Annotated in this window: 12 protein-coding genes; 8 read left to right on the forward strand and 4 right to left on the reverse strand. The window is 71.4% G+C overall.

Features of this window, described 5'->3' with window-relative positions; translation table 11 throughout:
- The 3 genes from DMB66_RS52155 to DMB66_RS52165 form a co-directional block, all read right to left on the reverse strand.
- The coding region (locus DMB66_RS52155) for an endonuclease/exonuclease/phosphatase family protein (protein WP_125811513.1) at window positions 1-657 on the reverse strand (657 nt) is incomplete at its 3' end.
- Window positions 658-760: 103 nt separating this feature from the next.
- The gene (locus DMB66_RS52160) at window positions 761-1,879 is read right to left on the reverse strand and encodes a pyridoxal-phosphate dependent enzyme (RefSeq protein ID WP_125811514.1); all 1,119 of its coding nucleotides are present in this window, start codon (window positions 1,877-1,879) and stop codon (window positions 761-763) included.
- A gap of 868 nt (window positions 1,880-2,747) precedes the next feature.
- Window positions 2,748-3,398 (reverse strand): DUF998 domain-containing protein, encoded by a 651-nt coding sequence (locus tag DMB66_RS52165; RefSeq protein WP_125811515.1) that lies wholly within the window; start codon window positions 3,396-3,398, stop codon window positions 2,748-2,750.
- A gap of 101 nt (window positions 3,399-3,499) precedes the next feature.
- On the opposite strand from DMB66_RS52165, the gene DMB66_RS52170 reads away from it, so the two are divergent.
- Both DMB66_RS52170 and DMB66_RS52175 read left to right on the forward strand, forming a co-directional pair.
- Entirely contained in the window at window positions 3,500-4,630 is a 1,131-nt protein-coding gene (locus DMB66_RS52170) for a glycosyltransferase (RefSeq protein WP_125811516.1), read from the forward strand.
- Window positions 4,631-4,783: 153 nt separating this feature from the next.
- Complete coding sequence (locus tag DMB66_RS52175; RefSeq protein ID WP_158647643.1) at window positions 4,784-6,277, forward strand: serine/threonine-protein kinase; 1,494 nt, start codon at window positions 4,784-4,786, stop codon at window positions 6,275-6,277.
- Window positions 6,278-6,310: 33 nt separating this feature from the next.
- Here the strand turns inward: DMB66_RS52175 and DMB66_RS52180 are convergent, their stop codons facing one another.
- Window positions 6,311-8,134 carry a long-chain fatty acid--CoA ligase gene (locus tag DMB66_RS52180; RefSeq protein WP_125811518.1) on the reverse strand — a complete coding sequence of 608 codons (1,824 nt, stop codon included), beginning with the start codon at window positions 8,132-8,134 and terminating at the stop codon, window positions 6,311-6,313.
- Between the two features lie 407 nt (window positions 8,135-8,541).
- Here DMB66_RS52180 and DMB66_RS52185 point away from each other — a divergent pair, with 407 nt between their 5' ends.
- The 6 genes from DMB66_RS52185 to DMB66_RS52210 all read left to right on the forward strand — a co-directional run bounded on the left by DMB66_RS52185 (window position 8,542) and on the right by DMB66_RS52210 (window position 15,934).
- Window positions 8,542-10,224: an ABC transporter substrate-binding protein gene (locus DMB66_RS52185; RefSeq protein WP_370321017.1), complete on the forward strand. Its 1,683-nt coding sequence runs from the start codon at window positions 8,542-8,544 to the stop codon at window positions 10,222-10,224.
- Between the two features lie 110 nt (window positions 10,225-10,334).
- Entirely contained in the window at window positions 10,335-11,342 is a 1,008-nt protein-coding gene (locus tag DMB66_RS52190) for an ABC transporter permease (protein ID WP_125811519.1), read from the forward strand.
- Between the two features lie 32 nt (window positions 11,343-11,374).
- Window positions 11,375-12,316, forward strand: coding sequence for an ABC transporter permease (locus DMB66_RS52195; RefSeq protein ID WP_125811524.1), 942 nt, complete (start codon window positions 11,375-11,377; stop codon window positions 12,314-12,316).
- A 6-nt stretch (window positions 12,317-12,322) separates the two neighbouring features.
- Window positions 12,323-13,306 carry an ABC transporter ATP-binding protein gene (locus tag DMB66_RS52200; protein WP_125811520.1) on the forward strand — a complete coding sequence of 328 codons (984 nt, stop codon included), beginning with the start codon at window positions 12,323-12,325 and terminating at the stop codon, window positions 13,304-13,306.
- A complete protein-coding gene (locus DMB66_RS52205; RefSeq protein WP_125811521.1) occupies window positions 13,303-14,409 on the forward strand; it encodes an ABC transporter ATP-binding protein in 1,107 nt (368 codons plus the stop codon). The genes DMB66_RS52200 and DMB66_RS52205 overlap by 4 nt, the downstream gene beginning before the upstream one ends.
- A gap of 181 nt (window positions 14,410-14,590) precedes the next feature.
- Window positions 14,591-15,934: a serine/threonine-protein kinase gene (locus DMB66_RS52210; protein WP_125811522.1), complete on the forward strand. Its 1,344-nt coding sequence runs from the start codon at window positions 14,591-14,593 to the stop codon at window positions 15,932-15,934.
- Window positions 15,935-15,993: the final 59 nt, after the last annotated feature.

Here is a 15,993-nt window from a genome sequence, read left to right on the forward strand (position 1 = left end):
GCCGACCGCCGGCCCGACCACCCCGGTGACCTCGGGGACCCCGGGTCCCAGCAGCACATGGTCGATCTGGGCGACCGGCCGGTGCGCCGGCCAGGTCCGGCCGCGGACCGCCGGGCGGTACGGCCGCGCCAGCAGCACGGTCGGCCGGCACATGTTGAGGTCACCGGCGATGACGGTCGGTTCAGCCGACGCGCCGAGCGCGGCCAGCAACCGGCGCAGCTGCCCGGGGCCGCGGGTGAGGCGGTGGGTCAGGTGGGCGTTCACCACCCGCACCCCGGCGAAGGTGACGATCTGCGCCAGCCGCGAGCCCACCGGATCGCGGGACGCCGCGCCGATGCGCACCGACGCGCAGCCCCGCCAGGGCACCCGGCTCAGCACGGCCAGGCCCCACGCTCCGCGGTCGTCCGGCACGACCCGGCGGACGATCCTCAGTTCGGTCAGCGACCGGCCGGTGACGAGGTCGAGCTCGGCGACGTACGGATAGCCGCAGTCGGCGGCCGCCGCCGCGGCGATGCCCGGACGGTCACCGGTACGCCAGTTCTCCTGCACCACGACGACGTCGGTGTCCAGCGCGGCGACGGCCTGCTTCACCGAGTACGGTGCGCCGTGCCGGTCGACGCCGCAATGCAGGTTGAGGCTGGCGAGGCTCAGGGCCACGGCGAACTGTCTCCTCCCGGCACCCGGTCTCCGCGGGTGAGCCTAGCCGGATCATGGCCGTCGCGGCCCGAACGCCGGCCTGTGCCCGGCGGATCCGCCCTGGTCAGCGCCCGGCCAGCAGGCGACCGACGGTGTCCGCGGCCTTCAGCGCCGAGCCGGTCAGGATGACCACGGTCGTCTCGCCGGGCCGCAGCGTGCCCCGGCGCAGAAACTCGCGGATCGCCGGCACCACGATCGAGCTGGTCGGTTCCGCGTACAGGCCGCGGCGGGCCAACTCGAAGGTCGCCGGCGCGATGTCCGCCTCGGCGACGGCCGCCAGGTCGCCGTCCGAGGCGCGGATCGCCGCGAGCACCTCCCGGTCGCGTACCGGAAAGGCGATGGCCGTGCCCTCGGCGACCGTCGGGCTCCACTGCCCCGGCCCGACCGCCGGCGCCCCGGTCGCGAAGGCGGCAACCAGCGGACTGCAGTGTGCGGGCTGGGCGACCAGCAGGCGCGGCCGGCGGCCGATCGCCCCGGAGCGCAGCAGTTCACCGAAGCCGAGGTGGCAGCCCAGCACCAGGCTGCCGGCCCCGGCCGGCAGCACGACCGCGTCCGGCGCGCGGAAGCCCAGGTCCTCCCAGATCTCGTACGCGAGCAGCTTCGTGCCCTGCAGGAAGTACGGGTGCCAGTTGTGGCTCGCATAGCAGGTCGAAGCCGAGCGGCGGACCGCCTCGTCCGCGGTGGCCTGCCGGTTGCCGGGCACCAGCGCCACCGTGGCCCCGTGCGCGCGGCTCTGCTGGATCTTCGCGGGCGAGGTGGACTCGGGCGCGAGAACGGTGGCCCGGATGCCGGCCGCCGCGGCGTAGGCGGCAACCGACGAGCCGCCGTTGCCGCTGCTGTCCTCGAGCATCCCGGTCACGCCCTGTGCGGCCAGAACCGACATCATCACGGTGGTGCCGCGATCCTTGAAACTGGCGGTCGGGTTGAACCACTCCGGCTTGACCGCCAGCGGCACCCCGTCGACGTCGAACGGCAACAGCGGGGTGCAGCCCTCGCCAAGGCTGACCGGCCGGTCAACGGGCCGGGGCAGGGCGGCCGCGTAGCGCCACTGCGACCGGACCCGGGTGTCCACGTCGTCGCGGGTGATGCCGGGCAGCGGCTCGACCAGCAGCGGCGACCCATCGTCACCACGCCAGCGCGGCTCGTCGAGGGGATAGCGGCGGCCGGCCCGATCCACAAGCATCCCCCGATCTTGCCAGAGCACCACGCGCCGTCCGGAGCAGGCAGGCGCCGTCCGGAGCAGGCGGACCAGGGCCCGGATCCCCGTGAGCAGCTCCTGATGGTCACCGAAGCCGTCCTCGCCCCCGGCGGTCCATCCGACCCTGTTCGAACCGCCCGGTGCCGACGACTTCGCGACCGGGTCGACGTCCCAGTCCCCGCCTGGAAGATCGCAATAACCAATTCGGCCCGCGGGTTCGTCGATCGGACATTCGACGGTGTCCTCCGAGCCATGGAATACGCGTAGCGGCCGCCGGCTCCTGACCGGGGCGGAAGCCGGCCTGCTCGTACTGCTAAGGCGTCTGCTCTCCGGTGCCGCCCGCCGGGTCCGGGGCGACCGGGGAGGTGGGTGGTTGCTCGCCCTGACCGGAAGCAGCGTGGTTGATGGGCGGGTGGTAGCGGCCCGGCGGAGCCGGGTTGTTGAGGCTTTCGGGTTATGCGGCGGTGGCGATGAGGGCGACGGTGTGGCCGAGGACTTCGAGTCGTCTGACCTGCCTTTGCTCTGCTTCCCGATAGGAAACACCGGATGGAGATGCCCGGGTTCCGCTTCGGTTGGTTCTGGGTTGTCGGCGGCGGGTGTTTCCGATGGGGAAGCAGAGCAAAGGCCGCGTTGGGGGTAGGGTCTGTCGCCCGGCAGCGAACGCCGGGCGGCGGGCGGCGAGCGCAAGGCAGCGAACACCGGGCGCAAGGCAGCGAACACCGGGCGCAAGGCAGCGGGCGGCGGGCAGCGGGCGGGCCTCGATCTGGCGACGAGGTGTGGCCGGGGGCACGAACCGCCTTAGCAATGCTGGGTGCCGTCGAGCGGGGAGCCCCGGCTCGATCGCCGCGATGAGTCACTCGACGCCTGTAGGCGATGCCGCGCCGCGGCGGCGGACGGAGGAATCCCCCGCTGCCCGGCCGCTGACCAGGCCGAGCCAGCCGAGCCAGCCGAGCCCGGCGAACAGCGCGACCCGTTCGAGCAGCCCGCTCGGGTTGCCCGGCAGGACGTCGCCGTCGTCGAGCAGCACCAGCACGCCGGCCGCCGCGAACGACACCGTCATGACCGACGCGACCACCCTCGCCGGCCGCCGTGGTCCCGTTCTGGCCACCGCGCCGATCCCCGCGACGCCCAGCGTGACGGAGATCAGCTTGTGGATCAGCCCTCGCGTGGTGTGCTCCTCGGGCACTTCCGGCGGGAAGCCCAGCCCGGCATCGGTGCGGACGACGGCCAGCGTCACGAGACAGAGTCCGCACCACAGGATCAGGGCCACCGCCCGCCCATCGGCCTGTCGGTGCAGCCCGATGGCGCAGAGGATCACCCAGAGGCCGCAGGTGGCGAGGTTGACCGTGCCGTGCCAGCCGTTCGCCCCGAGCGACAGCTGGCTGATCCAGTTGCGCGTCTCGTCGTAGCCGGGCCGGGTCAGGCCGTCCAGTGTGCTCACGACGATCATCTGCGCCGCGGCGAGAGCGCCGAAAGCCGGCAGCAGACGCTTCCCCCCGTTCACCCGCCGAGCCTACGACCGTCCTCGAAGGAGGTGGAAACCCTTCGCCGCGCGGGAGAGGATGTCGGCATGCTGAGGGTGTTCTCGGGCGCGCTCGGCGAGCCATGAGAATCGCCCACTTCTGCGACAGCCACACCGGTCGGCCGGACGGTGTGGCCCGGTCGGCGGAGCTGACCGTGCGGCTGCTGCGCTCGGCCGGGCACGAGGCCGATCTCTACCGCCCCGGACCGCTGCTCGGCGGCGGCGTCCGCTCGGTACCGGTGCCGTTCCGGGACGTCCGCGTCGGGCTGCCCTTCACGGCCCGGCGCGCCGACGTCGTCCACGCGCACAGCACCGGGCCGATCGGGATGACCGGGTTCCGGGCGGCCGCCGACTGGGGCGTGCCGCTGGTGGCGACCTGGCACACCGACCTGCTGGCGTACGCCGACGTGTTCGCCGAGATCCCGGTCGGTGCCGCCTGGTGTGCCCTGCGCCTGGGGCTGGGCTGGTCGCCGCGGGAGTTCCTGGAACTGACCCGGCCCGGTGCCGTCCGCCGGCGTCGGCTGGTCGAGCTCGGCAAGGCCATGTTCGCGCGGATGGCGGTGGCCATCGCGCCCTCGGCCAAGACGGCGGCGGGATTCGCCCCGTTCGAGCCGGCCGCGCGGATCTGCGTGCTGCCCACGCCGGTCACCGCCGTCGCGCCCCGCCCGCCGCGGAACGGCGGGAACGTCGTCCTGTCGGTGGGCCGGGCCACCGCCGAGAAGAACCCGGAACTGCTGCTGCGGGCGTTCGCCCGGGTGCACGCGGCCCGGCCGGACGCCCGGCTGGTCCTGCTCGGGGTGCGGCAGCAGCGCGGGCGCCTGGGCCGCCGGATCGCCGCGCTCGGCCTGGACGGCTCCGTCCAGGTATGCCCGCCGGTGCCGCCCGATCAGGTCACCGGCTTCTACCGGGCCGCCGATGTGCTCGCGTTCGCCTCGACCACGGACACCCAGAGTCTGGTGCTGGCCGAGGCGGAAGCCACCGGGTTGCCGGTGGTGGTCGTCGACCCGGGCCTCGCCGCCCGGCCGGGGGCCGCCGGGGCCGGGCGGTTCACCTGCGCACCGACACCGGACGCCTTCGCCGCCGCGCTGTTGCGCATGCTGGACGACGCCGCCTTGCGGGCCAGGGTGACCAGGGAGGGCATGGCGACCGCGGCGGCATACTCCCCGGGGGTTTTCCTGCGCCGCCTGGTGGACATCTACGACAGGCTTCGGTGACCCGCCCGAGCTCACTGTGAGTCACCGCGCACACGGTCGTCGGGTCACGTCCCGCCCGCTGGGATGTGACATGCATCACTCTGTTCCAGATCGACGCCCAGAAAGATCCACACTATGGGTGATAGATCCGAGCGACGCCCGGGAGGGATCACCATGCGATCTCTGGCAGGCCGTTACCGGGTCGAGCAGCCGGTCGGCCACGGCGGCAGCGCCGTCGTGCACAGCGGCTACGACCATACGCTCAAACGTCGCGTCGCGATCAAGCTGTTCTCGCCGTACCGGCCCGACAGCGCCGTGTCATCCCTCGATGTGCTGCGCGAGGCGCGGGCCGCGGCGGCGCTCACCCACCCGAACGTCGCACGCGTCTACGACTACGGCGAGGCCATCGACGGAGATCAGCGGCTGCCGTACCTGGTCATGGAATTCCTCGAGGGTGACACCGTCGCCGACCGGCTCGCCGCGGCGGGTGCGCTCGCGTGGTCACACGCCGCCGAGGTCTGCGCGGATGTCGCCGCGGCGCTGGCCGCCGCGCACGCGGGCGACCTGGTGCACCGCGACGTGAAACCCCGCAACGTCATGCTCACCCCGGCCGGCGTGAAGGTCCTCGACTTCGGCATCGCCGCCCGCGCCGGCCAGAACAGCCTCGACACCCACGGGCAGCTCTGGGGCACCCCGGCCCATCTCGCGCCCGAGCAGCTGCGCGGCGAGCCGACATATCCCGCGGCCGACGTCTACGCGCTCGGCCTGCTGCTGTTCGAATGCCTCACCGGCGCCCGCGCCTGGCCGGGCACCAGCGTCGGCGAGATCCTCGCCGCCCGCTACCAGCGGCGGGCGCCGCGGCTGCCCGCCATCGCCGGGCTCCCCCGCGAGATCATCCGACTGTACGAGGCCTGCGTCGCCGACGACCCGACCCGGCGCCCGCCGGCCGCCGACGTCGCCGCGATCCTGCGGCGGGCAGCCGGCAAGGCATCGACCGTACGACCGGCAGCCGGCAAGGCATCGACCGTACGACCGGCAGCCGGCAAGGCATCGACCGTACGACCGGCAGCCGGCAAGGCATCGACCGTACGACCGGCAGCCGGCAAGGCACCGATCGTACGGCCGGCCGCCGCCATCACCCGCGCCATCCCGCCGATGCGGCGCAAGCGCTCCCGCACCCGCGCGACCGTCACGGCGTCGATCGCCATGGCCGCGGCGTTCGTCAGCGTCATCGGGCTTCAGGTCGCCAACGGGTATTCGACGCCGGAAGGGCGACGAGCGGAGGCCGCCGTCGACGGCGCCCCCGCGACCCTGGCGCCGCAGCCCGTCACCACGCCGACCCCGACCTCGACCCGGCCGGTGCGCGACGTCCCCGTGAAGGACGAGCGCCCGGCCCGCAGGGCCGCCGACACCTGGACCCGCGAGGCCACGTCGCCACCGCGTCAGTCGAAGCCGGCGCCGAAGCCGTCGAGCGAGGCCCCGACCACAGCGCCGACGACCCCGCCGGCGGGGCCCCGCCCCACGCCGAGCGACCCGCCACCGACCTCGACGGCGCCGGAGCCGTCCGAGCCGCCGGCCAGCACCGGACCGCCCACCGAGCCGACGCAGTCCCCACCGGCGCCGGACCCTGAGGAAGCGGCGCAGGATACCGTTCTCGCCGCTTCCTGAGGCGCCGCGCGCTGGACGGTGGACGCACCGACGTCAGGTCAGCAGCGCCCCCGCATACATCTTGTCGATCTCACCGGCGAAGTTCACTTCCGTGCTGCGCCGCTTGATCTTGAGCGACGGCGTCAGCTCCCCGTCCTCGATGCTCAGGTCGCGGGGAAGGATGGCGAAGTTCTTGATCGTCTCCCAGCGGTTGAGCTCGGCGTTGAGCTGCTCGACATAGCCGCTGATCAGGGCGCGCGCCTGCGCCGACGCGACGGCCTCGCCGTACGGCCGGCCCTCGAGCGGCCCACCGGCCGTCCAGCCGGCGACGGCGTCCGGGTCGAGCGAGATGAGCATCGTGCAGTAGTTGCGGTCCTGGCCGATGACGACCGCCTGCGAGGCGTACGGGCACAGCGCCTTGAACATGCCCTCGACGTACGACGGGGCGATGTATTTGCCCCCGGAGGTCTTGACCAGGTCCTTCTTCCGGTCGGTGATCGTGAGGTAGCCGTCAGCGGACAGCTCGCCGATGTCACCGGTGCGGAAGAAGCCGTCCTCGGTGAACACCCCCGCCGTCTCCTCCGGCAGGTTGTGGTAGCCCCGCATCACGGGTGCGCCGCGCAGCAGGATCTCACCGTCGGAGTCGATGCGGCATTCCACGTCGCCCAGCGCCGTGCCGCAGGTGCCGATCCGAACCGCGCCAGGGCGGTTGACGAAGACGCCCGCGCTGGTCTCGGTGAGTCCGTACCCCTCGCTGATCGGCAGCCCCGCCGCGGCGAAGAACTCGCCCAGCGGTACGGAGATCGCCGCCGCACCGGCGACCAGCACCCGGATCCGTCCGCCGAGACGGGCGTGCAGTTTGGCGAACACGAGCTTGTGGGCGGCCGCGTAGCGCACCTTCAAGCCGAGCGGGACCGGCTCGCCGAGCTTCTCCCGGGCGGCCTTCGTCTTGCCCGTGCGCACCGCCCAGGCGAAGATCCTGGCCTTGGCGCCACCGGCCTCACGCGCGGTGATGACGACCTTGTTGTAGACCTTCTCGAACACCCGTGGCGGTGCGCACATGATCGTCGGCCGGACCACGGCGAGGTTGTCGATCAGCCGGTCGACCCGGCCGTCCACATAGGTGGGCAGTCCCACGTGGATGACGCCGCACAGCAGCGACTTGCCGAACGAGTGTGACAACGGCAGCCACAGGTACTGCAGGTCGCCGGCCACCATCAGGCCGAGCTCGCTCTGCGCGACCGCCTCCCAGCACCAGCCGCGGTGCAGCAGTTCCACGCCCTTGGGCCGGCCGGTGGTGCCGGACGTGTAGATCACCGTGGCGAGGTCGTCCGGTCCGATGGCCGCGACGATCTTCTCGATCAGGTCCGGCTCGGCGGCGAGGGCCGCGGCGCCGCGCGCCTCGAGCTCGGCGAGGGTCAGCTGCGGCGGCGTGGCCGCCGGGTCCGGTGCGCCGTCCAGCAGCACGACGTGGGTGAGCACGGGCAGCGCGGCCCCGCCGATCTTCCCGGCCTGCATCGGGTTCTCGGCCATGACGACCCGGGAACCGGAGTCGCCGATGATGTAGGCCGCGTCCGCCGGCCCGGTCGTCGGGTACACGGTGGTGGTGGCCGCGCCGGCGCACATCACCCCGAGGTCGGCGATGACCCAGTCGAGTCGGGTGTTGGCCAGGATCGCCACCCGGTCCTCGGCCTCGACGCCCAGGCCGCGCAGCCCGGCGGCGATCGCGGTGGCCCGGCTGCCCACCTGCGCCCAGGTCAGCCAGACCGGCCCCGAGTCGTCGGCGGCCGGGTGCGCGAACGCCGGCCGGTCCGGCGTCGTCGCGACCCGCTTGAGGAACATGTCAGGAATCGAGCGGTACGGGATCTCCAGTGTCATCGGGGCGCCACCTTCGTCGGCCGGAAGTCGAGAAGTCTCGACACGGTCCGGAGTGGACCATCGCCGGGTTGCGAGACGTCCCTCGGGCCGACCCGGCAACGGCCCGCCGTCCTCGCCACACTCCGTGACTCCTTGATCGGTGGCCACCTCGCCCGGGGCGCGATCACCATCGCCGGAGCCACCCGGTGCGCCGATCGCCGGCCCCCGGCACCCCGTCAATGCCGTGACCAGGACCAATCCACTATGCCACAGTCCGGTGACTGAGCGTCGAGCTCCGGTTCCACAGACCGGAAAGGACACGATCCGATACCAACCGACTATGTGTTCGTCGTGAGTGGTTAGTGTCGCGCCAGCGGTGACTAACCGTCGCCGCGATGTGTCCGTACCCATAGGACGAGGTGAATACGATGCGTGCATCAGGGATGCAGGCGAAAAGACTCCGGACGGTCATCGCCGCCGGTGTCATCGCGGTCCTGACGATCGGCGCGGCCGGCTGCGCGGAAAGCGACCGCGACAGCGGTGGCAACGAGGGCAAAGCCGCTACCGGCGGCACCTTCATCTTCGCGGGTGCCGGTGATCCGAAGAATTTCGACCCGATCTTCAACGACGACGGGGAGTCGTTCCGGCCGATCCGGCAGATGTACGACACCCTCATCACCCATAAGCCCGGCACCGCCGAACTGGAGGGTGGCCTGGCGGAGAGCTGGTCCAACGACCCGACCGGCAAGATCTGGACGTTCAAGCTGCGCCAGGGTGTCAAGTTCCACGACGGCAGCGCGCTGGACGCGACGGCGGTCTGCGCGAACTTCGACCGGTGGTACAACATGAAGGGCGAGGCCGCCCAGTCCCAGATGATCTACTACGCCGACGTCTTCGGCGGGTTCGCCGGCAGCCCGGAGGCCGTCTACGACAACTGCAAGGCGCAGGACGCCTCCACCGCCGTCGTGACGATGAAGAAGTACAAGGGAGCTTTCCCGGGCGCGTTCGCGCTCACCGCGTTCTCCATCGCGAGCCCGACCGCGATGAAGCAGTACGACTCCGACAAGGTGACGCAGAACGGCGACTCCTTCGCGTACAGCGCGTTCGCCACCGAACACCCGACCGGCACCGGCGCGTTCACGTTCGGCGGCTGGAACAAGGCGACCGGCGAGATCACGCTGGCCAAGAACCCCGACTACTGGGGTGACAAGGCCAAGGTCGACAAGCTGATCATCAAGATCATCAAGGATGAGAACACCCGGAAGCAGGAGCTGCGCGCCGGCACGGTGCAGGCGATCGACTTCCCGGCCCCGGCCGACCGCAAGGCGCTGGCGAACGAGGGCTACAAGGTGCTCGACCGGCCCGCCTTCAACATCCTCTACCTGGGCATCAACCAGAAGAACAACCCGAAGCTCAAGGACCTGCGGGTCCGCCAGGCGATCGCGTACGCGCTCAACCGCGCCCAGCTGGTGCAGACCAAGGGCCCGGGCGGCGCGGTGGTGGCCGACCAGTTCATGCCGAACACGGTGCTCGGTTACGCCCAGGACGTGCAGAAGTACGACTACAGCGTGGACAAGGCCAAGCAACTGCTGGCCGAGGCCGGCGCGACCGGCCTGACGCTCAACTTCTACTATCCGACCGAGGTGTCCCGGCCGTACATGCCGAACCCGCAGGAGATCTTCACCGTGCTGGCGAACGACCTGCAGGCCGCCGGCATCAAGGTCAACGGCGTCCCGCGGCCGTGGAACGGCGGCTTCAAGGACGACGTGCAGCAGTTCGGCAAGCAGGACCTGCACATCCTGGGCTGGACCGGCGACTACAACGACCCGGGCAACTTCGCCGGCACGTTCTTCGGCCGGGAGAAGGTCGAGTTCGGCGACGGGGCGATGACCGAGATGTTCGCCGCCATCGGCAAGGCCGACGCGACGGTCGACCAGGCAGCCAAGAAGGCCGCGTGGGAGCAGGTCAACCGCGACCTCGCCGCCAAGTGGCTGCCGGCCGTGCCGATCTGGCACGCCCCGCCGGCGCTGGTCACCACGAAGAACGTCGATGGTCTGGTGCCGAGTCCGCTCACCGCCGAGGAATTCAACACGGTCTCGCTCACCAAGTAGCTCCGTAGTATCAGGCACCGCCGCGGCCCGGACCGGGGACGATCTCCCCGGTCCGGGCCATCCGGCGCGAATCTTCCAAGCGCGAATCTTCCAAGGATGCGTCATTCTCTATGGTGAGAGTCATCTTGCGCCGCCTGATCCAGCTGGTCATCACGCTGATCGCCCTGATGACCCTGGTCTTCTTCTGGCTGCGCAGCCTTCCGGGCGGGCCCGTCGACGCGTTGCTGGGCGAACGCGCGACCCCGCAGACCCGCGAGTTGCTGACCCGGGCCCTCGGCTATGACCAGCCGATCTGGGTCCAGTACGGCCGCTTCCTCAAAAACGTGGTGACCGGCAACTTCGGCAACTCCATCCGCACCGGCGAGCCGGTGATGGACGTGATCAGCCGGTCCTTCCCGGCGACCATCGAGCTGGCCGTCGCGGCGATCATCATCGCGATCGGGCTGGGCATCCCGCTGGGCTACGTCGCGGCCCGGCATCGCGGGCGGCTGCTCGACAACGCGACCATCATCGTCACCCTGGTCGGCATCTCGATCCCGATCTTCTTCCTGGGCTACCTGCTCAAGGACTGGCTGACCCAGGACATCCACTTCTTCCCGCCGTCCGGCCGGATCAGCACCGGCCTGGGCAACACCGACGTGACCGGCTTCTTCGTGCTGGACGGGCTGTTGACCCGCGAGCTGGACGCCTCCGCCGACGCCCTCTGGCATCTGGTGCTGCCCGCCTTCACGCTGGCGACGATCCCGCTGGCGATCATCATCCGGATCACCCGGGCGAGCGTGCTGGACGTCCTGGACGAGGACTACATCCGCACCGCGGACGCCAAGGGCCTGCGCGACGCCACCATCCGCAAGCGGCACGTGCTGCGCAACGCGCTGCTGCCGGTGGTCACCACCATCGGCTTGCAGACCGGCGCGCTGCTGGCCGGCGCGGTGCTGACCGAGAAGGTCTACAACTGGGGCGGCCTGGGCACGCTGATCACCGACTCGATCAGCGGCGGCCGCGACTATCCGGTGCTCCAGGCGCTGATCCTGCTCGCCGCCGTCGTCTTCATCGTGGTCAACCTGCTGGTCGACCTCTCGTACGCGATCATCGACCCGAGGGTGCGTGTGCAGTGAGCGGGACCGGAGGGCTGAGCCGGCCCGGAGGATTGGCGACGCTCGCCGACCACAAGCGCCGCCGCATCGACGAGCTGACCGCGCGGACGGCCGAGGCCGGCGGGGTCAGCCTGATCCGCGACGCCGGCCGCCGGCTGCTGCGCAACCCCACCGCGATCGTGGGCGCGGTCATCATCCTGCTGTTCCTGATCATCGCGATCTTCGCGCCGCTGGTGGCGCCGCACGACCCGGTGCAGCGCTTCCCGGAGCTGACCAAGGATCTGACCGTCGACTCAATCCCGGGCGCCACCGCCGGGCATCCGCTCGGCAGCGACCCACTGGGTCGCGACTTCGCGTCCCGGATGATCTACGGCGCCCGGCAGACGCTCTTCGTCGGCGTCCTGGCCACGCTCATCGGCCTGCTGTTCGGCGTGCTGCTCGGCGCGATCGCCGGCGCCGTCGGCGGCTGGGTGGACATGCTGATCATGCGGATCACCGACGTCATGCTGGCCCTGCCCAGCCTGCTGCTGGCGATCACGCTGGTCGCCCTGGCCAGCAGGTCCACGCAGTGGACGGTGATCATCGCGGTCGCGGTGGTGAACGTGCCCATCTTCGCCCGGCTGCTCCGCGGCTCGATGCTGGCGCAACGGGAGAGCGACCACGTGCTCGCGGCCCGCGCGCTGGGCGTGAAGCGGCGGGACATCGTGCTGCGGCACATGCTGCCGAACTCGCTCACCGCGGTCATCGTGCAGGCCACGCTGACCTTCGCGGTGGCGATCCTGGACGCGGCCGCGCTGTCCTTCCTGGGCCTCGGCGACCCGGACATCAACCGGGCCGAGTGGGGCCTGATGCTCGGTGTGGACGGCGTCCGGTACTTCGAGGTCCGCCCGGAGCTGGCCTACTTCCCCGCCCTGGCGATCATCGCCGTGGCCCTCGGCTTCACGTTGCTCGGTGAGAGCATGCGTGAGGCGCTCGACCCGAAGAACCGGCGGTGACTTCTCATGCCTCTGCTCGACGTTCGTGATCTGTCGGTTGTCTTCCAGCGCAAGGGCACCATGCCCGTCAAGGCGGTGGACGGCGTCAGCTTCACCGTGGAACCCGGCCAGACCGTCGGGCTGGTCGGCGAGTCCGGCTGCGGCAAGTCGGTGACCAGCCTGGCGATCATGGGTCTGCTGCCACGCCGCGGCAACAAGGTCACCGGTGAGGTCCTCTTCGCCGACACCGACCTGCTCAAGCTGCGCCCGCAGGAGCTGCGGGACCGGCGCGGCCGGGACATCGGCATGATCTTCCAGGACCCGCTGTCCTCGCTGAACCCGGTGATCCCGCTCGGCCTGCAGGTGGCCGAGGTGCTGGAACGCCACCAGGGCCGGACCCGGCAGGCGGCGCTGCGGGAGGCCCGGGGGCTGCTCGACGCGGTGGGCATCCCGGACCCGACGCGGCGGCTCAAGGAATTCCCGCACCAGCTCTCCGGCGGCATGCGGCAGCGGGTGCTGATCGCCATCGCCCTGGCCTGCGAGCCGCGCCTGCTGATCGCCGACGAGCCGACGACGGCGCTGGACGTGACCATCCAGGCACAGATCCTCACGCTGCTCAAGGACCTGGTCGACCGGTCCGGCACCGCGCTGGTGATGATCACCCATGACCTCGGGGTGGTGGCCGGGCTCTGCGACACGGTCAACGTCCTGTACGCCGGCAAGGTCGTCGAGCGGGCCGAACGCCACGACCTGTTCGCGGACCCGCGGCACCCGTACACCCATGGGTTGTTGCAGTCCGTGCCCCGGCTGGATGTCGACCGCGGCGGCCGGCTGCACCAGATCCGCGGCTCGGTCAGCGACAACATCCCCTGGTCGGAGGGGTGCGCCTTCGCGCCGCGCTGCGACCGGGTGATCGACGACTGCATCGGCGAGACGGTGCCCCTGGAGCCCACTGTCCGCGGCGGTGCGCTGCGGTGCACGAACCCCGTACCGCAGGAGGTGCCGGCGTGAACGACGCGATCGTCGAGATCGACGACCTCAAGGTCCACTTCCCGATCAAGAGCGGACTGCTCTTCGACCGTACGGTCGGCTACGTCTACGCCGTCGACGGGGTGTCGCTGAAGATCAAGCGGGGCGAGACCTACGGCCTGGTCGGCGAGTCCGGGTGCGGCAAGTCAACGCTGGGCCGCGGCCTGCTGCGCCTGGTCGAGCCGACCAGCGGCGGGATCACCTTCGACGGTACGGACGTCCGCGCGCTCAAGGGCGAGCAGATGCGGCTGTTCCGCCGGCGCATCCAGATGGTGTTCCAGGACCCGATGTCCAGCCTGGACCCGCGGCAGTCGGTGGAGTCCCTGCTCGTCGAGGGCCTCAAGGCGCACGGCCTGCACAAGAACAAGGCCGAGGCGCAGCGGCGCCTGAAGTCCACCCTGGACTCGGTCGGCCTGCCCGCATCGGCGCTGAACAAGTACCCGCACGAGTTCTCCGGCGGGCAGCGGCAGCGGATCGGCATCGCCCGGGCCCTGGTGCTCGGCCCCGAGCTGATCGTGGCCGACGAGCCGGTGTCCGCGCTGGACGTGTCGATCCAGGCACAGGTGGTCAACCTCCTCGGCGACCTGCAGGGCGCACTCGGGCTGACCTACCTGGTCATCGCGCACGACCTGGCGGTCGTCCGGCACATCTCCGACACCATCGGCGTGATGTACCTGGGCGCGCTGGTCGAGGAGGCGGACGGCGACCAACTGTACGAGCGCCCGCTGCACCCGTACACCCGGGCTCTGCTCTCGGCCGTGCCCATCCCCGACCCGCAGGTGGAGGACCGGCGGGAGCGGATCCTGCTGGCCGGCGACCTGCCGTCGCCGGCCAACCCGCCGAGCGGATGCCGGTTCCGCACGCGCTGTCCCTGGTCGCAGGACCGCTGCGCCGAGGAACGGCCCGAGCTACGGGTGTTCGACGCCTCCGGGCAGCGGGTCGCCTGCCACTTCGCCGAGGAGATCCTCGGCGGTGAGCTGAGGATGCACGAGGTCCGGGCGGAGCTCGTCCGCCCGGGTTCGGACACGGCACCCGACGTGGGCGCCGAGCTGATCCAAACCCGGACCGACCTGCCCGCGCCGTAGCCGACTCCGGTCGTTCCGCGGCGACCGTCCATCGTGGTGGGAATCGTATTCTTCGCGGTGCCCGTGCGGCTGTCGGTCGTGAACGCGATTCGCTACTGTATGGCCGACTCACGGTGAGGTTCTGGTGGCGGCCGCCTCGGGTGAGACGATTCCACGTGCCTCGGCCGTCCCGGATATTAGGATGCGAATGTCGACGGGTGAGCCGTCCGAGCCACTTTCCGCGCACGATCCCCGGCACGTGGGGCCGTACCGCCTCCTCGGTAGGCTGGGCCAGGGCGGCCAGGGAGTCGTCTACCTCGGTGTGGGTCCGCGGAACGAGCGGGTCGCCGTGAAGGTGCTCAAGATCGAGATTCGGGACGATGTCCGGGCGAAGGCCCGGTTCGTCCGGGAGATCGCCGCGGCGCGCCAGGTGGCCCCGTTCTGCACCGCCCGGATCCTCGCCTTCGACATCGAGGGTGAGCTGCCGTTCGTGGCCAGCGAGTTCATCACCGGCCCGACCCTGCAGCAGCGGGTGTCCCGGCGCGGGCCGATCTCGGGGGCGGACCTCGACCGGCTCGCCATCGGCACCGCGGCCGCGATCGCCGCGGTCCACGGGGCGAACGTGGTGCACTGCGATCTGAAACCGGCGAACGTCATCCTGGGCCCCGACTGGCCCCGCGTCATCGACTTCGGCATCGCCCGGGCCATCGACAGCACCGGCACCCAGACGATCATGGGATCGCCCGCGTACATGTCGCCGGAGCGGTATCGCAACGAGGACGTCGGCCCGGCCGCCGACATCTTCTCCTGGGCCGCCACGATCGCATTCGCCGCGGCCGGACGAGCGCCGTTCGGCCACGACGCGGCGTTCATCATCATGCACCGAGTGCTGGACAAGCCACCGCAGCTGTCCGGGCTGTCCGCGGCGCTCGAGGAGATGGTTCGGGCCTGCCTGCACAAGGACCCAGCGGCCCGGCCTGTCGCGACCGAGATCCTGCTGCGGCTGGTGGCGAAGTCCGGCCTCACCCTGGAGGAGGAGGCTCGCCGGTCCATCGGGGAGCTGACAACCAGGGTGATCACCAAGCAGTCGCTGCGGGACATCCACGAGCGGCACCGCGCCGTACCGGCGCAGCGCCGCCCCGAGACACCCGCCGAGTCACCCGCCGAGGCCCGGGTGGACGCGCCGACCGAGAAGGAACGCACTCTGTGGCTCTCCGGCGGCCGGGGCGAGACCAGGAGGATCCTCACCCGCCCCGACCAGACGACACCGGTGCCGAGCGGAGCGGACCTGACCGCCGAGGCGCCGGCCGACGCCCCACCCCGGAAGACCCCCGCCGCGCCGAGTTCCCGGCCGGACCGGGTCCGGCAGGCGAGCCGCGAGGTAGCCGGCGGCGCGCTCGCCATCCTGGTGGGGGCGCTCGCCGCAGCCGGCGCGTACCTGCTGACGTGGCCGGTCGTCGCGGTGGTGGCGGCCGGGTTGGGCGGGCTCGTCGTCGCGTACGGGGTGCGGTTGCTCATCGCCGCGCTGCTGCCGGGTGGTCGTTAGCGCGTGCCGGTTCGCTGATCGCCGTGCGGCTCGGCCGGCGGGTGTTGGTGTTGCCGGCC

This window comes from Actinoplanes sp. ATCC 53533 (assembly GCF_003947245.1).